Source organism: Harryflintia acetispora (assembly GCA_004340125.1).
Lineage (GTDB): Bacteria > Bacillota > Clostridia > Oscillospirales > Ruminococcaceae > Harryflintia > Harryflintia acetispora.
Map to the genome: position 1 here is coordinate 46,163 of SLUK01000014.1, position 22,552 is coordinate 68,714.

Sequence of the window (22,552 nt, forward strand, 5' to 3'; positions counted from 1 at the left end):
TTACTCCTGCCCTTTTTGCAGCTGCTCCCCAGCCTCGATCACCTCGGTATAGGCGCCCTCGAGCAGCAGCCGGTAGATCTGCCCGGCGAAGTCTGTGAGGCTCACCTGCACGCTCTTGCCGCCGCGCATGTCCTTGACGGTGCATTCCCCGCTTTGCAGTTCGCTCTTCCCCAGCACGGCGGCGTACTTGGCGCCGTGCTTGTCCGCATACTTCATCTGCGCCTTGACGCTGCGCTCCATGCAGTCGCACTCGGCGTAAAAGCCCTCCTGCTGCAGCTCGTAGCACAGCTGCTGCGCGCGCAGCGAGCCCGCCTCGCCCATCCCGGCGAGGTAGATGTCGCAGGTATTTTCCTCGGGGAAAAGGCAGCCGCAGGCGTCCATCTGCAGCAGCAGCCGCTCGAGGCCCATCGCGAAGCCCAGCGCCGGGGTGGCGCTGCCGCCCAGCTCCTCCACCAGCCCGTCGTACCGCCCGCCCCCGCAGACGGTGCCCTGGGCGCCGATCTTTTGGGAGACGAACTCGAACACGGTGCGGGTATAATAGTCGAGCCCCCGCACGATCTTCGGGTCGACCGAATAGGAGATTCCCAGCAGATCCAGCCGCTTTTTGAGCCCCTCAAAGTGCTCCCGGCAATCGTCGCAGATGTAGTCGAGCACCAGCGGTGCGCCCTCGACAACGGCGTGGCACTCGGGGCTCTTGCAGTCCAGGATGCGCATGGGATTCTTCTCGAGCCTCCCCTGGCAGGTCTCACAGAGGGTACCGAGATGCGCGGTGAAATACTCCCGCAGCGCCTGCTGGTACTTCGCCCGGCATTCGGGGCAGCCGATCGAGTTGATGTGCAGCTCGAGGCCTTCGATTCCAAGCGTTTGGAAGATTTCATTGGCCAGGGCGATCACCTGGGCGTCGGCCGCCGGGGACTTCGGGCCGAACATCTCGACCCCGAACTGGTGGAACTCCCGCAGCCGGCCGGCCTGGGGCTTCTCGTACCGGAAGCACGGGATCACATAGCAGGTGCGCAGCGGCAGCGCGCCGCCGAGCAGCCCGTTTTGCAGCACCGCGCGCACCACGCCCGCCGTCCCCTCGGGACGCAGGGTGACGCTGCGCTTGCCCTTATCAAGAAAGGTATACATCTCCTTTTGCACCACGTCGGTGGTATCCCCCACCGAGCGGGAGAACAGCTCGGTGTGCTCGAACACCGGGGTGCGGATCTCCCGAAAGCCGAAGAGCTCGGCCGTGCGCAGCAGGGTATTTTCGATATACTGCCAGCGCGCGCTCTGCGCGGGAAGCACATCCTGCGTGCCCCTGGGGGCGTTGGTGATAACTGCCATTGCTTGCTTCCTCCAAATTAAGGATTCTTTTTCATACCACAAGAGTATATCACATCAACACGCACAAATCCAGACGTGGGAAGGAAGTTCCCACGTCTGGATACCAATTTTCCGTATTTCGCCTAGCGCTTGGGATTGACGATGTCCCGCCAATCGAGGTCGCCCCGCTCGAGGGCGTGGATCAGCGCCTCGGCGGTGGCCAGGTTGGTGGCGACCGGAACGTTGCGCGTGTCGCACAGCCGCAAAAGGTTCGCATCGTCCGGCTCATGGGGCTTGTAGTTGGCGGCCCTGAAAAAGAGCAGCAGATCGATCTCGTCGCAGGCGATCCGCGCGGCGATCTGCTGGTCCCCCCCCTGGGAGCCCGAAAGGAATTTAAAAATCTGCAGCCCGGTGGCCTCGCTGATCAGCCTGCCGGTGGTGCCGGTGGCGCACAGATTGTGCCGGCTGAGGATCCCGCAGTAGGCTATACAAAATTGCACCATCAATTCTTTTTTGGAGTCATGCGCAATCAAAGCTATGTTCATTCTTTTTTCAGTCCTCCTCAATCAGGATGTTCGTCTGCTGCGTCGCAATGCTCTAACGTATATCGAGAGGGATATAAAGCCCCTGCATCCGTCCTGCAATGTTTAGGAATTCTTTTGCCGCCGGGCTCTCGGACGGCAACGGGCGCCCGAGAGCCGCGCACCGCGCGACCTCCCGCTCCTCGGGCAGCGCGCCGATGAGCTGCACACCCACCGCATCGATGACCGCGTCGAGGTTTTCCACCGGCATCTGGGCGGGGCGCTGGGGAATCCGGTTGATAATAAGCTTGGTGTCGTCGATCCCGCCCTCAAAGAGCAGCCCCGCGACCGAGGCCGCATCCCGCATCGAGATCGGGTCGGGCGTGGCGACCAGGAAAGCGGAATCCGCCACCGACAGCGAAACGTCGAAGCCGACGCCCAGCCCCGCGGGGGTGTCGATGATGAGATAGTCGTAATACTCGCTGAGCCCCTTGCACAGCCGGCGCAGGTCGTCCGCCTTCGGGCAGAAGCCGCGGTCGGTCGGGGCCGGCATGAAATGCAGCGAGCGCAGGTACCCGCACGCGACGATCGCCTTGATCGGCTCGCAGCGGCTCTCCAGTACGTCGCCCATATCGAAGACGGTGCGGTCGCTCGCACCGAGCATGATATCCAGCCCCCGCAGCCCCGCGTCCATCTCGAGCAGCAAGACCCGCTTGCCGTATTGCGGCGAAGCCAGCGCGGCGGCGGTGTAAACGCTCACCGTACTCTTGCCCGCCCCGCCCTTTCCGGAGGTCACCAGCTTGATATGCGACATCGCATGCTCCCCATTCCTGCAGCAATCCGCTTAAATCCATTCTATCACACGAGGACAGCATTTCACAATAGTTTCGTGTAACTTTGTGGAATAATAGCAGCTTTTTGCTTCATCTCTTGTAAAATTCAACGATAAACAGTCCTTGGGCTAAAGAAAAATTCTCCCGCCCGGCACCGCCCTCCATCAGGGCAGCAGCACCCCGTAATCGGGTAGGGCGCTCTGGCGGTTCTGGGAAAAGAAATACTCGTCGAAGATATCCTTGGCTACCTGCGGGCAGCCCAGATGCCCGCTCCACCCCTTCTCGATGACCACCGCCACCGCGATCTGCGGGTCCTCGGCGGGGGCGAAAGCGATGAAGGTGGCGTTGGGGTAATCCTTGGTCTGCGGGGTGCCGGTCTTGGAGGCCACGTCGATCGGATAGTTGGCGAAATACCGCTGCGCCGTGCCCACCCGCGAGGCCTTGACCATCCCCTGGATCACCGTCTCGAAGGCCTCGGGCGGCGCGTCCACCTGCTGTGCCACCCGCGGCTGGCTCGTAAAGACGGTCTCGTCGAAGGTATAGCTCTCGATGGATTTGACGATATTGACGTCCATGCGCTTTCCGCGGTTGCCTAAAGTCGCCGCATAGTTGGCCAGCTGCAAGGGGGTGAAGTTGTTATAGAGCTGCCCAATGGCCGACTGGATCACGTCGCCTCCGGTCCAGGGGTTCTGCGGCTCGTGCTTCGCCTTGGTTTCAGGCGAGGAGAGCTCGCCCACGCTCTCGGGGATCTCGATCCCGGTGGGCTGGGCCAGCCCGAACTGGGTGCTGTAGCGGTTGATGTTCTCGATCCCCAGCTGCCGGCCGAGGTCGTAGAAGAAGATGTTGCAGCTGTAGCGCAGCGCATCGACGACATTGATCGCCCCGTGGGTCCCGAGACAGGTAGGCTGGTAGCCCTGATAGAAGGTGTAGACATGCCCGCAGGTGATGGTGGAAACGGGGGTGATCAGCCCCTCGGAAAGCCCCGCCACCGCCACCGAGGGCTTATAGATCGACCCGGCGGCGTAGGTGCCCTGGATGGCGCGATTGAGCAGCGGGCGGCGCGGGTCGTTTAGGAGGGAGGCGTAGTTGGTCCGGTAGGTGTCCATGTCGTAGCTCGGGTAGCTGGCGGCCGCCAGCACGTCGCCCGTTTTGCACTCGATGACCACCACCGCGCCCGAATCGGCCTCCTTGCCCTCCCCCGCCTTCGCGGTCTGCTGCAAATTAAGGATTTCCCGCTCGAGCGAGCGCAGCGCCACCTGCTGGAGTCCCGAATCGATGGTCAGGATCACCGTGTTGCCCGGCACCGGGGGCTCCTCCTGGATCACGTCGATCACGTCCCCGCTCTGGTTTAAGGTGATCTTGCGCTTGCCGTCCCTGCCGCGCAGCTCGTCCTCGAAGGCGCGTTCGATCCCGGCCTTGCCCACCGTATCGTTGGGGGCGTAGCCCTTCTCCTTGAGCTCCTGGTATTCCTCGGCATAGATCGGGCCGATGAAGCCAATCTCGTGCGGGGCCAAATCCCCGCTGACGTACTCGCGCACCGTGCTCTCCACCACGTCCACGCCGGGCAGGTCGTACCCGCGCTCCTTGACCTTGGAGACGGTGCCCATCGAAATGTTTTCGGCAAAGGTGTACTGCACCGAATAGTTAAAGCCCCGGCGCTCCATCTCATAGCGGATCCCGGCGATGGTGCGCTGCTCCTCGGGCGAAAAGCCGGAGGAAATCTTATAGCGCTCGCAGAGCCAGTACATCACGTTTTCCACCGAGGTGTCCGGCTGCACGCCGATGTCCGACTTGAGCCGGGCGATGGCGTCGTCCATCCCCTCGACATACTGGAAGGGCTGCGATCTGGTGACCGGCAGGTTGTCGATCCACCCCTCGCCCGAAGCGGCGAGGAGGTTTGTCAGCTTTAATATGATCTTGTTCTGTTCGTTCACCGGCAAAAACGCCCGGTCCAGCACAATGTTATAGCCGGTGGCGTTGACCGCCAGGGGGTTGCCATAGCGGTCCAGAATCTCGCCGCGCGCCGCCGCGACGACCTGCTCGCTGGTCGAGCCCTGCTGGACCAGCGCCTTATATTGCTCGCCCTCCACGATCTGCATCTGCATAAGCCGCAGCACATACGCGGTGAAGACCGCCGCTACGACCCCGCACAGCAGCAGGGTGCGCACACCCTTTTTCGGCAGATTCATGGCAGTTTCCTTCCCTTAGAAAAATCAGATGTTGATCCTCGAATCGAAGCCGCTACAGAGCTTCCCGAAGACCCAGAAAAATAGCGGGGCGGTCACCGTGGTATAGACGATGGTGGGCAGCGTATGCGAAAGGAACAGGGAGCCGATCCCCGCATAAGCCCACAGCCCATACTGGAAATAGAAGTCGAGCAGCCCACAAAGGGTGCTCGTGCAGAGCACCATCAGCAGGGCGTTTAAGAGGGTGCGCCGCATGAGATAGATGGTCAGCAGCCCGGCGGCGGCCGCCAGGATCAGCAGCAGCACCGAGTAGAGCCCATAGAAGGCAAAGCCCCCCAAATCGCAGAGCATCCCCGCGAGCAGCCCGTAAAGTCCGCCGGAAAACTCCCCCTCATACATCGCCAGGGTGATCGCCGCCGGAATCAGCAGCACCGGCTTGACCCCGAGCACGGAAAAGAGCCCCGGCGTGCTCTGCAGCACATAGATCAGCAGGAACAGCACCGTCAGGGTGCAGTATTTGATGGTCAATATCTTGCGTCGGTTGTTGGTCACGGCTGCCCCTCCGAGGAAGCGTCCTCCCGGGACGGGGTCCCTTCGGACGAGGCGGACGGGGCGGATGACGACGCATCCCCGCCGAGGGTGGCGGGCACGCCGCTGCGCTGCGCTCCCTGCGCGGGCTTCGGGCCGCCGCCCTGGCCGGAGAAGGAGGTGATGATAAACACATCCTTGATGTTCTGCACCTGCGCGGCGGGAGTGATGACCGCATAAAGGGTCATCCCGGCGGCCTCGGTGCGCACTTCCTTCATGGTGCCGATGACCAGGCCCTTGGGGTAGACCCCGCCCAGCCCCGAGGTGAGCACCAGGTCCCCCGGCGCCGCGGCGCTCTCCCGCTCGAGGTAGCTCATCTTGCAAAGCCCCTCGGCGCTGAGCGCCACATCCCCCGACACCACCCCGATGTCCCGCGTGCGCGAATCGGTCGCGCCGATGTCGTTGGCCACGTCGAGGATGGTGGTCACCTTGGCGTAGCTGAGCCCCACCTCGCTGACCCGGCCCACCAGCCCGTCGGGGGTGATCACCGGGTCGTTGGGCGATACCCCGTCGAGCGACCCCTTATCAATCGAGAAGGCGTAAAAGCGCTCGTTCGGGTCCCGGCCGATGACCTCGGCCGGCTCGAAGGTCAGGGTGGGATTCTGCTCCTTTAGGTCGAGGTATTGCTTATAGTGGTCGTTCTCCTGCTTGTAGCGCTCGATGTCCACCACCTGCTCGCGCAGCCGGCGGATCTCCTCCTTGAGCTGCTGGTTCTCCTCATAGAGGCTCTGGGCATCCACATATTTCTCGAAAAAACCAGTAGCCGCCCCCGAGATGGTCGAGGACAGCTTTTGGATCGGAGTGGTGATCAGCCCGAGGAACTGCGAGGTGGGGGAGGCCCGTCCGCCGAGATAGGCGCCCACGAACATCAAAACCACCAGCACGCAGAGGATTGCCACCAGGATTTTAAATTTTACACTCCTGAAAAAATCGCCCAACTTGAACCCTTGCCTTTCGGGGAACTACCGCCATTGTTTTGGCTTTAGTACTTCTTGTCGTCGTCCGAGGAGATCACGTCCCCCAGCTTGTCGAAGTTGTCCAGCACCTTGCCCGAGCCCAGCGCGACGCAGTCCAGCGGGTTTTCGGCGATGTAGACCGGCATGCCGGTCTCCTTACTGATCAGCCGGTCCAGCCCGCGCAGCAGCGCGCCGCCGCCGGTGAGGTAAATCCCGTGGTCGATGATGTCCGCCGACAGCTCGGGCGGGGTGCGCTCGAGGGTGGTCTTGATCGCATCGAGCACCGAGGAGAGCGGGTCGGTCAGCGCCTCTCGCACCTCGGAGGCGGAGAGCATGATGTTTTTCGGCAGCCCGTCCATCAGGTTGCGCCCTTTGATCTCCATGGTGGCGTCCTCCTCGTCCTCGAGGGCGTAGGCCGAGCCAATCTGGATTTTGATGTCCTCGCTGGTGCGCTCGCCGATGAGCAGGTTATATTTCTTCTTGACGAAATCGATGATCGAGGAATCGAACTCGTCGCCTCCAACCCGCACGCTGCGGGCCGCGACGATCCCCCCGAGGCTGATGACCGCCACCTCGCTGGTGCCGCCCCCGATGTCCACGACCATGCTGCCGCTCGCCTCGGCGACCGGCAGTCCGGCGCCGATGGCGGCCGCCATCGGCTCCTCGATGATCGACACCTGCTTGGCTCCCGCCTTTAAGGTCGCCTCCTTGACGGCGCGGCGCTCGACCGCGGTGACGCCCGAGGGGATGCAGATGACCACCCGCGGGCGGGCGAAGGCGGAATTGTTAAAGGCCTTCTTGATGAAAATCTGCAGCATGCTCGCGGTGATGTCGAAGTCGGCGATCACCCCGTCCTTGAGCGGGCGCACCACCACGATCGACCCCGGGGTGCGGCCGATGACCTCCTTGGCCTCCTGCCCAACGTAGCGCACCGTGTCGGTGCGGGTGTCCACCGCGACCACCGAGGGCTCGCGCATGATGATGCCCTTCCCCTTCATGAAGATCAGCGTGTTCGCCGTGCCGAGGTCGACCCCGATATCCTTATTAAACGAAAACATATCGAAACTAGCTCCTCTCGCCGTAGCCTATTTACCTACCTATTATAACCGCTCGTGGAATTTTTCACAACAATTTTTCACGAATCACTTAATCCCGCGGCGCTTCTTGCCAAAGTCCCAGCCGCCGCAGCTCCCGCCAAAGCCTTGCCACTGGCAGGCCGACCACGTTAAAGTAGTCGCCCCGCACCGCCCCCACGAGCAGCGAGCCGTATCCCTGGATCCCGTAGGCCCCCGCCTTGTCGGCGTATTCCCCGGTCTCGAGGTACCAGCTTATCGTATGCGCATCCAGCGGGTAGAACTCGACCTCGGTACAGACACTGAAGCCGGCGTCCCCCTTCGGGGAGCGGACGGCCACCCCGGTGTAAACCTCATGGGTGCGCCCGCTCAAAGAGCGGAGCATATCCGCCGCCTGCGCCCGGTCCCGGGGCTTGCCAAGAATTTTGTTATCAATGGCCACCACCGTGTCCGCCCCGATGACAAGATCGTGCGGGTGCGTACCGGCCACCGCTCCCGCCTTGAGCGCCGCCAGATATTCCACCGCCTCGTGGGGGGACATATCCCCGGGCAGGGTCTCGTCGGCATCGGCGGGGACGACCTCGAACCGGCTGTAGATCAGGCGCAGCAGCTCCTGGCGGCGCGGGGATTGGGAAGCCAAGATCCGCCTCACTGCTTTTCTCCCCCGAGCGTCCCCCTACCGGTGCTGCCGAAGCCGCCCGCCCCCCGCTCGGTCTCGTCGAGGGACTCCACCTCGCACAGCTCGGGCGTATGGACGGGCAGGACCACCAGCTGGGCGATCCGCTCGCCCGGCTGCACGGTGTAGGGCTCTTTCGAGTGATTGCGCAGGCCGATGATGAGCTCCCCGCGGTAGTCGCTGTCGATCACGCCCACCGCGTTGGCGGGGGTGAGCCCATGCTTATTTCCCAGCCCGCTGCGCCCGAAGATGAGCGCAACGTAGCCCGGATCGGGCAGCGCGATGGCGATCCCGCTGCCCAGGCGCTGCGTCTCCCCCGGCAGAATGGTCACGGGGGACCGGATGTCCGCGCACAGGTCGTATCCCGCGCTCCCTCCGGTGGCGCGCGCCGGCAGCACGGCGGTCTCGCTCAGCCGCTTTATCATCAGTTTTTCCATACTATCATCTTGCCCCTTCCGATTGATGTTTAGGCAGGCTCTAGAGCACCTTGCGGAAATAGAGCCCGCGGGTGACGCCGCCCCGCATATCGGCCGGGGCCTCTCCCGCGTATTCCCGCGCGATTTGCAGCGCCTCAGCGCCGCTTTCAAAGGTGAAGGAGAGCCAGTAAAAGTCGATGTTCTGTATTTCTCCCATCCGGTCGGCCAGATAGAGGGTCTCGCTGTTAAAAAGCTGGGCGGCGCCCATCGCGCAGCAGACCGGGAAGGCATGTCCCTGCCGGTCGCGCAGGGCGCCGGTCCCCTCGCGGCAGCGCCGGCAGCCGAGGGTCTCCCGCAGCGGGCAGGCGCGCATGGTCATCAACGGCAGCCGCCCGTAGGCGACGATCCCCCGTGCCGCCTCCCCGCCAAGGCCGGCGATACGCGGGGCCATCAGCTCGATGGAGAGGGTGCTCTCCCCCACCCCGAGTTCGCGGTACTCCTCCAACGCCCGGGAATTTGTGATGTTGAGCGAGGCGTCCCCGATCAGTGTAAAGCCGAGCGCCTTGCCAAGCCGGACCCCCGCCAGCCCCGAGACCAGCAGCCTTTCCACCCCCAGCTCCCGCAGCGCGCTGAGCTCCCGGTGCAGCTCGCCGTCGTCAAAGCTGACGATCGGCTGGCGCACCGCCAGCTTGTGGAGGTTCTCCTGCCCCAGCGGGCTCTCCAGCAGCGTGCGCAGCGCGCGCGGCGGCAGGGCGCACAGCTCACAGAGCTTTAGCAGTCCGGGCGTGACCTGCCCGGCCGAAAGTGCGCAGACCCGCAGCGCGGGCTTATCCTTTGCCCGGTGCCGGGGCAGCGGCGGGGTCCAGTCCTGAAACGGGATGGGCGCGAGCTGCCGCCGCTGCTCGCTCAGCTCCTGCAAAGCGCTGCGCCGCAACGCGTTCAGCGACGAGAGCGGAACCATCAACTTATCGTCAATTTCTGTCGAAATATCACCAATTGTATAATACGTTCCCCCCAGCTTCCCCAGTGCCTTGCAGGCGTCCTCCCGGGTGGTGGGACGGTTTTGCGCCGGCGCCGGGGTATCTCCAAGCGCCACGGCGGTGTGCCCCTCCCTGTCCCGGACGGTGAGGGAGGAGGGCTCCCCTTCGCGCAGGCAGAGCTCCATCGAAACCGGAACGCCGGGGTATTCCCGCTGCCCGAGGCGCTGCAGCGCGGGCAGCGCCTCCTTGGTGGCCCGCACATCCTCCTGGCGGCGCACTCCGAACATGGAGCGCTCCAGATGGCCGGTATAATACCCGTCGGTGAACCCCCCGCGGGAGAAGGCGCTCTGCAGCGCCTGCCAGTCGGGGGTTCTGCCCTCCAGGGCTTCTCTGGCGGCCGTCACCGCCGCCGCCACATATTCGGGGCGCTTCATCCGCCCCTCGATCTTGAGCGAGGCCACCCCGGCGCGCCGCAGCTGCCCCATGTATTCGGGCGTGAGCAGGGACATGTCCCGCAGCGAGAGGGCGTAGCCATTGTCCGGCTTCGCGCTCGCGGCGCAGGTGATCCTCTGGCGGCAGGGCTGGGCGCACATCCCGCGGTTTCCGCTGCGCCCGCCCGCCATGGCGCTAAGGGTGCATTGGCCGCTCAGAGACATGCACAGCGCCCCATGCACGAAGAGCTCGATCTCGATCGGGGAGTGCCTGCAGATGTGTTCGATCTCGGATCGGGAAAGCTCCCTGGCGAGCACCGCGCGGGAAAAGCCCATCTCTGCGAGCTGCAGCACCCCTTCCAGGTTGTGCACGCTCATCTGGGTCGAGGCGTGCACCGGCAGCGCGGGCGCACATTCGCGCAGAAGCCGCAGCATGGCCAGGTCCTGCACGATCACCCCGTCGAGCGCGCAGGCGCACGCGGTACGGATGACCGACCTGGCCTCCTCCATCTCCCGGTCGAACACCAGGGTGTTGAGGGTCAGATGGATTTTGACCCCCCGCTCATGGCAGAAGGAGGCGGTCCGGTGGAGCGTCTCTTCATCGAAATTCCTGGCCCCCCGCCGGGCGTTGAGGCCCTGCAGCCCCAGATAGACGGCGTTCGCCCCGCAGCGCACCGCGGCGAGCACGCTTTCCTCGCTTCCCGCCGGCGCCAATATCTCCATTTCAGAAGTCCTCCTCCCGGCAGCTAAACTCCAAAAACGGGTCCCGCCCACAGGCGGGGCCCGCTCTCGCCCTTGAGAGCCCGGCGGCTCATTTCTTCTGGGCAGCCCCTCCGGCCGGCGCGCCGCTCTTCTTGAGCAGCTCGTTTTCCCGCGACAGCCGCTTCACCTCGGCGCGCAGCTCGTCGAGCTCGATGCGCTGCTTGGCGTTGTCCTCAAGGTATCCGGTCAGCTGGTCGCGGATGTGGTCGGCGCCCTGCTCGCTCTTCTTCTTCCCGTCGGCATAATCCAGCAGGCAGAGGATCAGGGCATCGCTCTGGGACAGGGTGCCGTTGGCGCCCATTACCTCCTCGAGCTTTTCGTTGATCCCGCGCGCGAGCTCGAGCACATATTCCTCCGGCTCGTTGGTCGAAATGGTGTATCTTCCCGTGCCGATCTCCACGCGCACACGATTGATAATCTCCATGATGACGGCTTGTCCTCCCGCTTTTTCACTGGCAAATTTCTGCATAACGCCCCGAACGCCGTGGCATTCTTTTTTAAGGGGCGGATCAGTCTACCCCCATTATAAACTATTTTTCGCCCCTGCAAAAGACCATTTCCCAAATTATCAGATTGTTTACAGCATAGTCATAAAAATACGCCGCTGCGGGGCGCTCTTTTCCCCTGTGGCACTTGCAGAAAACTCGTTTCTGTAATATGATAGAATAGTATAGATGTCTGCTATAAAAAGTTTTCGAGACCAGATGCTGACGACATCATAAGGGGACCGCTATCCCGCAGAATAAATGGAGGTGCCAATTCAATGGCCTACACCGTGCAGCAGATCAAAACGATGATCATAAAAGAGCTTCAGGAAACGCTGGGCACCACGCCCGACAAGGCGTCGGACGCCCAGTTTTATAAGGCCACCGTGCCGGTGGTCAAGGAAATCCTGGAGGAGAAACGCCGCCACTTCATGTCCCAGAGCCGCTCGCAGGGGAAAAAGCAGGTCTATTACCTGTGCATGGAATTCCTGCTCGGGCGCTCGCTCAAAAACAGCCTTTCCAACCTGTGCATGGTCGAAAGCTTCCAGCAGGCGCTGGGGGAGCTCGACGTCAAGCTCGACAACCTCTATGAATACGAGCCGGACGCGGGGCTGGGCAACGGCGGGCTTGGGCGGCTGGCCGCCTGCTATATGGACGCCCTGGCCACCGACGGGTACCCCGCGATGGGGTACTCGATCCTCTATGAGTACGGGATTTTCAAGCAGCAGATCATCGACGGCTGGCAGAACGAGCTGCCCGACTACTGGCTGCCGGGCGGCGAGGTATGGCTCACCCCCATGCCCGAGCACGCGGTCGAGGTGCGCTTCGGCGGGCAGGTCAGCGAGAGCTGGGACCACAACTACCACAATGTCGAATACAAGGGCTACAGCTCGGTGATGGCCGTCCCCTACGACATCTGCATCTCCGGCTACAACACCAAGGCGGTCAGCCGCCTGCGGCTGTGGAAGGCGAAGAGCACCGGTTTCAACATGGAGCTGTTCAACAAGGGCGAGTATTCCTCGGTGCTGGGCGAGGGGATGATGGGCGAGGCGATCAGCAAGGTGCTCTACCCCAACGACAACCACCGCGAGGGCAAGGCGCTGCGCCTGCGCCAGCAGTATTTCCTCACCGCCGCCTCGATCGCGGACATCGTGCGCCGGCACATCGAAACCTACGGCACGCTCGACAACCTCCCCGAGAAGAACGCCATCCACCTCAACGACACCCATCCCACCCTGGCGATCCCCGAGCTCATGCGCATCCTGCTCGACGAGTGCGGCTACAGCTGGGAGCACGCCTACCATATCGTGAGCGCCACCTTCGCCTACACCAACCACACCGTCATGCCCGAGGCGCTGGAGGTCTGGAACATCGACCTCTTTAGGTCCCTGCTGCCGCGCATCTACCAGATCATCTGCGAGATGAACGCACGGCTCTGCGCCGAGCTGTACGACGCGCACCACCTGCAAAGCGAGCAGGTCGCGCGCATGGCCATCCTCACCGACCGGGACATCCGCATGGCCAACCTCGCCGTGGCGGTCTGCCACAGCGTCAACGGGGTCTCCAAGCTGCACAGCGAAATCCTCAAGGACGAGGTCTTCCACGACTTTTACACCCTCACCCCGCAGAAGTTCGGCAACGTCACCAACGGGATCGCCTCCCGGCGCTGGCTGCACCAGTCCAACCCGGGGCTGAGTTCCCTGTGCGCCGAGCTGCTGGGAGAAAACTACCTCAACGACATGGACTCCCTGCGGGGCCTGCAAAAATACCGGGACGACTCCTCGGTGCTCGAGCGCCTGGCCGCCATCAAGCGGCAGAACAAGCAGTCCCTCTCGGACTACCTGGTGCGCCACGGGGGCGCGGCGCTCAATGTTGATTCCATCTTCGACGTGCAGGTCAAGCGCATGCACGAGTATAAGCGCCAGCATCTCAATGCCCTGCGCATCCTCTCGCTCTACCAGTACCTGAAAGCGAACCCGAACGCCGACTTCACCCCCCGCACCTTCATCTTCGGGGCCAAGGCGGCGCCGGGATACTTCCTCGCCAAGCAGATCATCAAGCTGATCTGCACCATGCGGGACATGATCGAGCGCGACGAGAGCGTGCGCGACAAGCTGCGGATCGTCTACCTCGAGGACTACCGCGTCACCCTCTCCGAAATCCTGATGCCCGCCTCCGAGGTCAGCGAGCAGATTTCGCTGGCCGGCACCGAGGCCAGCGGCACGAGCAACATGAAGTTCATGCTCAGCGGCGCCATCACCCTGGGCACGATGGACGGGGCCAACGTCGAAATCTACGACGAGGTCGGGGCGGACAACATCGTCATCTTCGGCATGACCACCGCCGAGGTCTCGGCCCTGCGCCAGAAGGGCTACTCGGCGCACGAAATCTACGGGAAGAACGCCACGCTGCGCGCGGCGGTGGATATGCTCAAAAACGGGATTAACGGCGAGCAGTTCATGGACATCTACAACTCCCTCGTCTTCAAGGACCCCTATATGGTTTTCGCGGACTTCGACAGCTACCTCGAGGCCAGCAAAAAAACCGCCTCCCTCTATACCGATACCCGCCGCTGGCAGCAGATGTCGCTGCAAAACACCGCCTGCTCCGGGATTTTCTGCGCCGACCGCTCGATCCGGGAATACGCCCGGAATATCTGGAAGCTCGACGAGCCCAGCGCGCGCTAAGGGCCAAAAGGAGACCTTTTTATGTACACCTTCCCCTATGACAGCTTCGATGCGCTCCACAAGTCCCCCTTCGGGGCGGTGCGCACCGGGGTGCAGATCACCTTCTCGATCTCGCTGAGCGACTCCATCCTGCCCACGCGCTGCGAGCTGCTGCTCTATAAGGCGGATGAGTTCGACGCCCCCGCCCGCTATGAGATGACCATCAACCGCGCGCACGTTGGCTATAACCGCTACGGCTGCACCATCCTGCCCGAGCCGGTGGGACAGCTCTATTTCTATTGCTTCGAGGTGACGGTCGGCGGCGAGCGCCGGCAGATCAGGCGGGTCGATTCGCATTATGGGGATTTCGACGAGAACGGCGCGCTCTGGCAGCTGACCGTCTATGACCGGGACTTCCACGCGCCGCAGCTCTACTCCCGCGGGATCATCTATCAGATTTTCCCCGACCGCTTCTATAATTCCGGCGTACCCAAGGACAATGTGCCGAAGGACCGCACCCTCCATCAAAATTGGAACGACATGCCCGAGTACCTGCCCAATCAAAACGGGGAGATCACCAACTCGGACTACTTCGGGGGTGATTTGCGCGGGATCGCCGAGCAGCTCGATTACCTGCAGGATTTGGGCGTTTCGCTGATCTACTTAAACCCCATCTTCGAGGCGCACTCCAACCACCGCTATAACGTGGCGAACTACTTCAAGGTCGACCCGCTGCTGGGCACCAACGAGGACTTCCAGCTGCTCTGCCGGCAGGCCAGGGCGCGCGGAATCGGGATCGTGCTCGACGGGGTCTTCAGCCACACCGGTTCGGACAGCGTCTACTTCAACAAGGCCGGGCGTTACGGCGAGGGCGGGGCCTACCGCGACCCGAAAAGTCCCTACCGCGACTGGTATAAGTTCACCGAATATCCGCAGAAGTACCACTCCTGGTGGGGGTTCGAGACCCTGCCCGAGATCATCGAGGAGAACGAGGACTACCTCGAATTCATCTGCGGGGAACACGGGGTCATCCGCTACTGGATGTCCCTGGGCGCGCAGGGCTTCCGGCTGGACGTGGCTGACGAGCTGCCCGACGTGATCCTGGACCGGCTGCGCCAGGCGGTCAAGGCCGCCAACCCCGAGGGGATTTTGATCGGGGAGGTCTGGGAGGACGCCTCGAACAAGATCAGCTACTCCCAGCGCCGGCATTACCTGTTGGGCTCTCAGCTCGACTCGGTGATGAACTACCCCTTTATGAACGCCATCCTGCGCTATGTGCGCTACGGGGACAGCAACACCCTCTACCACGGAATCCTTACCATCCTGGAAAACTACCCGGCCCCGGCGGTCCAGATGCTCTTCAGTTCCCTCTCCACCCACGACACCCCGCGCGCGATCACCCAGCTCGCCGGGGAGGAATACAAGGGCGGGGACCGCTCCTGGCAGGCGCAGCATTATCTGCTCCCGCCCGAAATGTACCGGCGCGGCTGCTCGCTGCTGCTGATCGCCTACACCATCCTGTATTTCCTGCCCGGGAACCCCTGCCTGTACTACGGGGACGAGATGGGGGTTTGCGGCTGGCGCGATCCCTTCAACCGCACCACCTACCCCTGGAACAGCGGGGACGAGGCGCTGCGCGAGCGCTTCCGGCTTTTGGGGAGCCTCTACCGGGAGAACGCCTTTTTGGCGGAAGCCAACTTCCTGCCGGTCTCCTGCACCGGGGAGGTGTTCGTCTTCACGCGGGACGCCCAGTCCCGCGCGCTGACCGTGGCTGTCAACCGCTCGGACGCGCCGCAGGACGTTTCGCTCGTCACCGAGCAGGGGGAGCAGACCGTCATCACCGGCAGCTACGAGGACGGGGTGCTGGGGCCGCTCTCGGCGGTGGTTATTGTTGAATAAGAAAAAGGAAGGAGAATCTCCTTCCTTTTTTGTTTGGGTTTCCAAAGGGCTAAGTGCGCCCCGCCCTAGTCCGGCTCCTCGTCGGGCGGCTGGGGAAACCACATGCGCTCAAAAGTATCCAGGTTTTGTTGCGGGCACTCCAACGCAATGCGCTGGCGCAGCAGGCTGACGGTCGCCTCCCGGTAGCCCGCCAGAAATTCCTGCCACAGGGTGGTGGGCAGCAGATACTGCCGCAGCAGGCTGTGCAGCGCCTCAAACGGGGCGGGGTCCGGAAGCTCATCGCGGTAGCGGTCGGCCACCAGGTAGCACAAATAAGCGGAGTTGAGCTTACGCTCGTACTTCTCGTACAGTCCGCAGTACCAATCGCTATAATGCGATTCCAGATACAAGTCGGCAAATTCCAGCGCATAGCGCGCAAACTTCAGCGGCTCCTTCTCCCGGTGCGGCACCGGCTCGCCCATAAGTTTCTCGGCATAGCTACGGTAGGCGCTGTCGGCAGAGCTAAAATTCTCAATCGTGCGCAGGGCCTCGCTCCCGCAAAATTTGCCGCAGGAGCGCGCATGCGCGTGGGAAATCTGCGTTTCGCTGCCATAGACGCAGCCGTAGAGCCAGAAGAAGAGAGTGTCCCGGTCGCCGGGCAGGCCGTCGAGCGCCTGAAGCGCCTTCTCGAGCCGGCGACCGAGGGTGAATTCTTCCCGCGAGGTTCGGCCCCAGAAAACCACCGGGCTCGGTAGGATTTTTTCGTTTTCTTCCATTTTTTCTTTCCCCCTTGACCGCGCCCGGCGGGTTGTTCCGGGCGCCTTTAAAGTCAAGGGGTTTTCCGCGGGACGGGGAAGCCGGCCCCCGTCCCGCACGGGGAACCCCCGCAGGGCGCACTTTGCCAGAGCCAAATGCCGCCCGCAAAGGGTGCCGCTGCAAATGAAAAAGCGCATATCGGGTGTGCCTCGAAGAGGCAACGCAACCCAACATGCGCAAAAAATGCGTTTTTTCCTGGCCGGACGGCGCACAGTCCTTCTCAAGGAGAGGAAAATGTGTTATAATCGTAGCGAGGAACGCTACGGTGCCGGAATTCCGGTAGGACGTTGGGTGCCTAGTACACCTGACGGACTGGTCTCTCGTGGTAACGACACGGGAGGCTGCCGTGGCTTTCTCTTTTGCAAGAAAACCCCATGGGTCTATTATAGCACGGGCGGGAGAAAAAGGCAAGAAAAAAGGGGGATATTGGGGGATTTGGGCGAAAAGCGAAATCCCCTTTTTGGTGGCGGCGGGGCTGTCTGCGGGTGCGCGGGCGGCGGCCGTTTTTTCAGGGGAGAAGATGGCGGCGGGGCCGCCATGGGGAAACCCCTTGATAGGGTTTCCCCACGCAAAAACCTCCCACTGGGAGCTTTTTGCTCCCCTTCCTGATCCGGGGGAGGATTTGTGGACGCGAGTGACAGCTAACCGCCCTGAAAGGGGGCACACGGGGGGAAACGGCTCGTTTCCAGCCCGTGAGGCGCACCGCTCGCAAAGCGAGCCTGCATTTTTGGTCGGGCGCCAAAAATGCGTGCGCCTAAGCTCCCCTTCCTGATCCGAGGGGGGGATTCCGTCAAGGCGAGTGGCAGCAACCCGGAAAGACCGCGGGCTCTGCCCGCACCCGCCAAAGGACTTAGTCCTTTGGAAACCGATCGGGAAAGCTCCGGCGGGGGGAAACCTCCTGCGCGGGAAAGGGCCCCCGAAGGGGGTGCAATCGTCGTTGCAATCAGTGTCCTGCGCGGGCAAAAAGCCCCGCTCCGGGTTTCCGGAGCGGGGCTTCGCATTTCGCGGCGAGCGCAAATGTGTATAGTCCGCGCGTGGTCGCGCGAGGAGATGCTTTCATTTCCCCCTTTCTTTTCAAACAAAAGAAAGGGGTCGGGGTGCGGGGCGGACAGCCCCGAAGCGGCCCCGCCGCTACTTGAGCTTCACATAAATCAGTTTACTGCTGCCCTCGCCGCCGCGCTCGCTCTGGATTTCAAACATCCCCAGCGAACGGATGAAGGGGGTCAGCTTGCTGTAGCCGTAGTTGCGCACGTCAAAGTCCGGGTACCGCTTGACCAGCAGGTTCCCGATCGTGCCGATAAAGAGCCGGTCGTCCTCGTCCGAGTTTTCCGCCACGATGGCCCGCAGCGCCTCCTTGATGGTGGCAAGCCCGGTCTCGGACTGCTCGTTCTGCGCCTCGGGAGCGGGCGGCGCTTCCTTTTGCTCCTGCGCGCGGCCGCCCCGGGAACGGGCCTTCACCGGCAACGGCGCTTCGGCGGCGACGGGCGGCGCGCTCGCCGGCTCCACCGTTGCCAGGATGTCCAGATACTTGAAGCGGTTGCACGCCGAGATGAAGGCCTTGGGCGTCTTGCGCTCCCCCATCCCGACCACGATCATTCCCGACTCGCGCAGCCGGGCGGCCAGGCGGGTGAAGTCGCTGTCCGAGGAGACCAGACAGAACCCCTCCACCTGCCCGGAATAGAGGATGTCCATCGCGTCGATGATCATTGCCGAGTCGGTGGCGTTCTTGCCGCTGGTGTAGCCGTACTGCTGCACCGGCAGGATCGAGTGGTCGAGCAGCACCTTCTTCCAGGAGCCAAGCTCGGGACGGGTCCAGTCCCCGTAAATGCGCTTGTAGGTGGCGATCCCGTCCTTCGAGATCTCGTCCAGGATGATCTTGATGTACCGCTCGGATACGTTGTCCGCGTCGATGAGCACGGCGAATTTGTTGTCGTTGGGCATGGCTCCTCCTTATCTTTCGACCTGCGGCAGGAACGAGGTCCCGGCGATCGGGCCCTCCACTCCCAGCAGGTCGAGCACCGTCTTTCCAATGTCCGCAAAGGTCTCCCGCGTGCCGAGGTCCACCCCGCCCTGGATCCGCTCTCCGTAAATGAGCATCGGGGCGTATTCCCGCGAGTGGTCGGTGCTCGGGGTGGCCGGGTCGCAGCCGTGGTCGGCCGTGAGGATGAGCACATCCCCCGCCCCCAGCTCATGCAGCAGCAGTCCCAGCCGCGCGTCGAACTCGCCGAGCGCCTTCGCGTACCCGTCCACATCGTTGCGGTGGCCGAAGAGCATGTCGAAGTCCACCAAGTTGACAAAGCAAAGCCCCTCGAAATCCTCTTGCAGCAGCGCGAAGGTCCTGTCCATCCCGTCGCGGTTGGACTTGGTGGGGTAGCTTTCCCCGATCCCCTTCCCGGCGAAGATGTCCGAAATCTTCCCCACCCCGATGGTGGCTTTCCCCGCGCGGGAAAGGGCGTCGAGCATGGTCTCCCCCGGAGGCTGAAGCGAGAAGTCGTGCCGGTTGCGGGTGCGGGTGAAGCTCCCCGGCGCGCCGGTAAAGGGCCTCGCGATCACCCGGCCCACCGCGTGCTCGCCGCAGAGGATCTCCCGCGCCATGCGGCAGTACCGGTAGAGCTCCTCGGGCGGGACGAGCTCCTCGTGCGCCGCGATCTGGAAGACGCTGTCCGCCGAGGTGTAGACGATCAGCTTGCCGCTTTTCAGGTGCTCCTCGCCGTAGTCGGCGATCACCTGGGTGCCGGAATAGGGCTTGTTGCAGAGCACTCCCCGCCCGGTCTCGCGCTCGAAGCGCTCGAGCACTTCCCTTGGGAAGCCGTTTGGATAGGTGGGCAGGGCCTTGGGGGAAACGATCCCCGCGATCTCCCAGTGCCCGATGGTGGTGTCCTTGCCCTTGGAGCGCTCGCGCATCCTGGCAAAGCTCCCGGCCGGATTTGCGGCCGGCTCGGGCGCCGAAATCCCCTCGATGTTAAAAAGCCCCAGCCGCCGGCAGACCGGCATACAGAAATAGGGGCTGCGGCTGACCGAGCCCAGGGTGTCGCTCCCCTCGTCGCCGAATTCGGCGGCGTCCGGCTCCTCGCCAATGCCGAAGCTGTCCAGCACGATGAGGAAGACCCGTTTTGTTTTCATACTTTGCGCTCCTTTATACGATCAGCTTGAATTTGTCCCCCACGATGAACTGCATGGCCCGGTGCCCCGGCAGCCCGTCCTGGTCCCGCGCCATGCTGCGGATCGCGAGCAGCGGGTATCCGCTGGGGATTTCGAGATAATGCGCCATCTCATAGGTGGCGAAGGCCAGCTCGATCACCTTGGTCGCCTTCTCGAAGGTGACGGCGTACTTCTCCTTGAGCAGGTCGAACATCGAGCAGTTGTTGAGGTCCTCGTGCAGCAGGAACGAGAAGCGCTCGGGGAAGCGGGAAATCTCATACGAGACCGGCACCCCGTCGGCCGAGCGGATCCGCTCGAGCACGATGACCTTGGCCCCCGGCTGCAGGCGCAGCTCGGCGATGTCCTGCTCGCCCGCGTCCTCGATCACCGATTTGATCACCTTGGCCCCCGGCTCGCAGCCGTTGGCGCGGCACATCTCGGAAAACCCGCGTATCCCCGAAACCGGCTGGCTGATCTTGTCCGCCGTCACAAAGGTCCCCTTGCCCTGCTTTCTCACCAGCAGGTTCTCCTTGGTCAGCTCGTCGAGCGCGTTGCGCACCGTGATCCGGCTGACGTGGTAGCGGCGGCTGAGCTCCAGCTCGGTGGGAATTTTCTCCCCCTTCTGGTACCGCCCGCTTTCGATCTCCCCCTGCAAAATGCTTTTCAGCTGCTTATACAGCGGCTGCATATCTGAACTTTTGAGCTCCATAGTCGTGACCAATCCTCTCTGGACGTTTCATACCGGTTTCTCCGCGGGGTGAAACCGGCCTCTCTTCCTCATAATGGTATCATACAATATAATACAATTAAAAGCAAGCGCGAAGATGGATTCTTAGTCAAAACGGCAAAGATTTCGCTTCCCAAAGCCAAGCGGCGGGGGCTTTCTTGACACCCCACCCCCGCTGGTGCTAGAATTCAGGATAGGACAATTAAGGATGGAGGATGGACGGGATGAACCGGATTATAGCGGACTACCACATGCACAGCAGGATTTCCCCCGACGCGCACGACGAGATGCGCCTCATGTGCCAAGCGGCCATTGACAAGGGGCTAAAGGAAATCTGCGTGACCGAGCACTTCGAGTATTATCCCAAAACGAGAGACAAGATGTGCATGGACCCCGCGCTGTTGGATGAGTATGACGAGATGCTCTCCATCTGCCAAAGGGAGTTCGAGGGCCGGCTGGTTCTCAGGGCCGGGATCGAGATCGGCCAACATTATTATTGGCCGGAGCATGCCCATGATATCCTGCATGTTAAGCATCATTACGATTATGTGATCGGTTCGGTGCACAAGCCCAACAAGCAGGGCAAGGACCTGGGGGACGTGCCCTACAGCGCCGAAACGCTGGACGCCATGTGCCTCGAGTACATCGACGGGCTCTACCAGATGGCGGACAAGGCGGACTTCGACTGCGCGGGCCATCTCGACCTGATCAAGCGCTACGCCGCCAAGAGCGGTTTTACCGTCAGCCTGCTGGATTATAAAGATGAGGTGGCGCAGGTGCTGCGCCGGATCATCGAGCGGGGCAAGGGCCTGGAGATCAACACCTCCGGCCTGCGCCAGGAGGTCGGGCTGCCCATGCCCTCGCTGGATATTTTAAAACTCTACCGGGAGCTGGGCGGCGAGATCCTCACCGTCGGCTCGGATGCGCATTTCGCCAAAGACATCGCCGCCAACTTCGACGACGCGCGCCGTCTCGCCCTCTCGGCGGGCTTTGACCACCTCGCGCTCTACCAGGAGCGCAAGCCCTCCTTCTATCCGATCGCATAGAATTTCTTTTCAAACAGGCCCCCGCGTGTTCCGGCAGCACTTACAAGGAAGTATGGCAGGCAAAGCCTGCCATACTCTGAGAGGGGCGGGGTTCCACCCCCGTCCGGAAGAAAAGAAGTGCGCCCCTTATGTATGCGCGGAGGCCTGTTTCATTTTGCCTGTAAGCGGCGGTAGTCTTTCAAAAGCCGCTCCCCCTCCCCCGCCTGTAACGCCGTATACTGTTCATAAAGCCGGTTCACGATCGCGCTGATCAGCTCGCTGCGGTTGTAGTAGCGCCCGGTGACGGTCCCGAGCGAGGTCTCGCTCTCCTCCTCGGGCATATAGACCCGTATCCCCATCCCGATGGCGGCGAACTCGACCTGGCCGCTTTCGCACTCGCACATCATTTCGCAGAGTATCCCGCAGAGCTTCTTACCCCCATAGACGATATCGTCCGCGCCGGCGATCCCTGCGGCGACGCCGGTGCGCTCACGAATCCCGCCGCAGACCGCGAGTGCGGCGAGCATGGGCAGCTCCCGCCGGGGGTCCGAAAGTCCCCGCGGGCGCAGCAGCACGCTGAGATAGACCCCCTTGCCGCTGGGGGAGGGGTACTCCCGCTGGCGGTGCCCGCGCCCCTTCGTCTGCTCCTCGCTGGCCGCGATGGTCCATTCGCCATCCCCCTTGAGGGCGGCGAGCTTGATTTGCAGGTTGGTGGAGTCCACGCTTTTATAGACCGCGATCCTGGCGTTTTTCAGCGGCGCGCTCAGCCCGCTGCGAATCTTCACCTCGGAGAGGATGTCCGAATTTTCTTCCAGCCGGTAGCCGGTGCGCTTGAGGGAAGTGATGTCGTACCCCTCCTGCCGCAGCTGCTGCACGCTCTTCCAAACGGCGCTTCTGGTTATGCCCAGCAGCAAAGCCAGCTCATTCCCGGGAACGACCTCCCCCTTATGCTCCTCGAAATAGGCCAGTATCCGATCTCTCGACATGACGGCTCCCCTCCTCGCACTCCCTATTTTACACCATAAAAATGAATAAGCCAACTTAAATGCTTAAGCCGGCTTATTCAGTAGGTGGGGATATATCATCA

At 62.5% G+C, this 22,552-nt stretch carries 19 protein-coding genes; 3 read left to right on the top strand and 16 right to left on the bottom strand.

What is annotated here, in order from left to right:
• The 11 genes from hisS to EDD78_RS13085 form a co-directional block, all read right to left on the bottom strand.
• Complete coding sequence (hisS, locus tag EDD78_RS13035) at nucleotides 1–1,326, bottom strand: histidine--tRNA ligase (protein ID WP_132085234.1); 1,326 nt, start codon at nucleotides 1,324–1,326, stop codon at nucleotides 1–3.
• Nucleotides 1,327–1,448: 122 nt separating this feature from the next.
• The gene (gene mgsA / locus EDD78_RS13040; RefSeq protein WP_079698549.1) at nucleotides 1,449–1,850 is read right to left on the bottom strand and encodes a methylglyoxal synthase; all 402 of its coding nucleotides are present in this window, start codon (nucleotides 1,848–1,850) and stop codon (nucleotides 1,449–1,451) included.
• A gap of 52 nt (nucleotides 1,851–1,902) precedes the next feature.
• Complete coding sequence (locus EDD78_RS13045; protein WP_079698548.1) at nucleotides 1,903–2,640, bottom strand: P-loop NTPase; 738 nt, start codon at nucleotides 2,638–2,640, stop codon at nucleotides 1,903–1,905.
• A 183-nt stretch (nucleotides 2,641–2,823) separates the two neighbouring features.
• Nucleotides 2,824–4,848, bottom strand: a complete 2,025-nt coding sequence (locus tag EDD78_RS13050) for a penicillin-binding transpeptidase domain-containing protein (RefSeq protein WP_079698547.1) — start codon at nucleotides 4,846–4,848, stop codon at nucleotides 2,824–2,826.
• Between the two features lie 24 nt (nucleotides 4,849–4,872).
• Entirely contained in the window at nucleotides 4,873–5,397 is a 525-nt protein-coding gene (gene mreD / locus EDD78_RS14060; protein WP_165873235.1) for a rod shape-determining protein MreD, read from the bottom strand.
• On the bottom strand, nucleotides 5,394–6,371 hold the full coding sequence (gene mreC, locus EDD78_RS13060; protein WP_079698545.1) for a rod shape-determining protein MreC: 978 nt from the start codon (nucleotides 6,369–6,371) through the stop codon (nucleotides 5,394–5,396). Before mreC ends, mreD begins: the two co-directional genes overlap by 4 nt.
• 44 nt (nucleotides 6,372–6,415) lie before the next feature.
• Complete coding sequence (locus EDD78_RS13065) at nucleotides 6,416–7,447, bottom strand: rod shape-determining protein (protein ID WP_079698544.1); 1,032 nt, start codon at nucleotides 7,445–7,447, stop codon at nucleotides 6,416–6,418.
• An 88-nt stretch (nucleotides 7,448–7,535) separates the two neighbouring features.
• Entirely contained in the window at nucleotides 7,536–8,114 is a 579-nt protein-coding gene (locus EDD78_RS13070) for a Maf family protein (RefSeq protein WP_132085236.1), read from the bottom strand.
• Nucleotides 8,111–8,575 (bottom strand): dUTP diphosphatase, encoded by a 465-nt coding sequence (dut, locus tag EDD78_RS13075; protein WP_132085237.1) that lies wholly within the window; start codon nucleotides 8,573–8,575, stop codon nucleotides 8,111–8,113. The genes EDD78_RS13070 and dut overlap by 4 nt, the downstream gene beginning before the upstream one ends.
• A gap of 40 nt (nucleotides 8,576–8,615) precedes the next feature.
• The gene (locus EDD78_RS13080) at nucleotides 8,616–10,688 is read right to left on the bottom strand and encodes a U32 family peptidase (RefSeq protein ID WP_132085238.1); all 2,073 of its coding nucleotides are present in this window, start codon (nucleotides 10,686–10,688) and stop codon (nucleotides 8,616–8,618) included.
• Nucleotides 10,689–10,776: 88 nt separating this feature from the next.
• On the bottom strand, nucleotides 10,777–11,151 hold the full coding sequence (locus EDD78_RS13085; protein ID WP_159448920.1) for a cell division protein ZapA: 375 nt from the start codon (nucleotides 11,149–11,151) through the stop codon (nucleotides 10,777–10,779).
• 339 nt (nucleotides 11,152–11,490) lie between these two features.
• Here EDD78_RS13085 and EDD78_RS13090 point away from each other — a divergent pair, with 339 nt between their 5' ends.
• Entirely contained in the window at nucleotides 11,491–13,899 is a 2,409-nt protein-coding gene (locus tag EDD78_RS13090) for a glycogen/starch/alpha-glucan phosphorylase (protein WP_079698539.1), read from the top strand.
• Between the two features lie 21 nt (nucleotides 13,900–13,920).
• Entirely contained in the window at nucleotides 13,921–15,777 is a 1,857-nt protein-coding gene (locus EDD78_RS13095; protein WP_132085239.1) for a glycoside hydrolase family 13 protein, read from the top strand.
• Between the two features lie 65 nt (nucleotides 15,778–15,842).
• On the opposite strand, the gene EDD78_RS13100 is transcribed toward EDD78_RS13095, so the two are convergent.
• The 4 genes from EDD78_RS13100 to EDD78_RS13115 all read right to left on the bottom strand — a co-directional run bounded on the left by EDD78_RS13100 (nucleotide 15,843) and on the right by EDD78_RS13115 (nucleotide 20,422).
• Nucleotides 15,843–16,532: a hypothetical protein gene (locus EDD78_RS13100; protein WP_132085240.1), complete on the bottom strand. Its 690-nt coding sequence runs from the start codon at nucleotides 16,530–16,532 to the stop codon at nucleotides 15,843–15,845.
• Nucleotides 16,533–17,703: 1,171 nt separating this feature from the next.
• Entirely contained in the window at nucleotides 17,704–18,513 is an 810-nt protein-coding gene (locus tag EDD78_RS13105; protein ID WP_132085241.1) for an NYN domain-containing protein, read from the bottom strand.
• A gap of 9 nt (nucleotides 18,514–18,522) precedes the next feature.
• Nucleotides 18,523–19,695 carry a phosphopentomutase gene (locus EDD78_RS13110; RefSeq protein WP_132085242.1) on the bottom strand — a complete coding sequence of 391 codons (1,173 nt, stop codon included), beginning with the start codon at nucleotides 19,693–19,695 and terminating at the stop codon, nucleotides 18,523–18,525.
• A gap of 13 nt (nucleotides 19,696–19,708) precedes the next feature.
• A complete protein-coding gene (locus tag EDD78_RS13115; RefSeq protein WP_079698531.1) occupies nucleotides 19,709–20,422 on the bottom strand; it encodes a GntR family transcriptional regulator in 714 nt (237 codons plus the stop codon).
• Between the two features lie 242 nt (nucleotides 20,423–20,664).
• Between EDD78_RS13115 and EDD78_RS13120 the strand changes: the two genes are divergently transcribed.
• Nucleotides 20,665–21,486: a histidinol-phosphatase HisJ family protein gene (locus EDD78_RS13120; RefSeq protein ID WP_159448919.1), complete on the top strand. Its 822-nt coding sequence runs from the start codon at nucleotides 20,665–20,667 to the stop codon at nucleotides 21,484–21,486.
• 149 nt (nucleotides 21,487–21,635) lie between these two features.
• Here the strand turns inward: EDD78_RS13120 and EDD78_RS13125 are convergent, their stop codons facing one another.
• Nucleotides 21,636–22,451, bottom strand: a complete 816-nt coding sequence (locus EDD78_RS13125; RefSeq protein ID WP_117508161.1) for a biotin--[acetyl-CoA-carboxylase] ligase — start codon at nucleotides 22,449–22,451, stop codon at nucleotides 21,636–21,638.
• Nucleotides 22,452–22,552 lie beyond the last annotated feature (101 nt).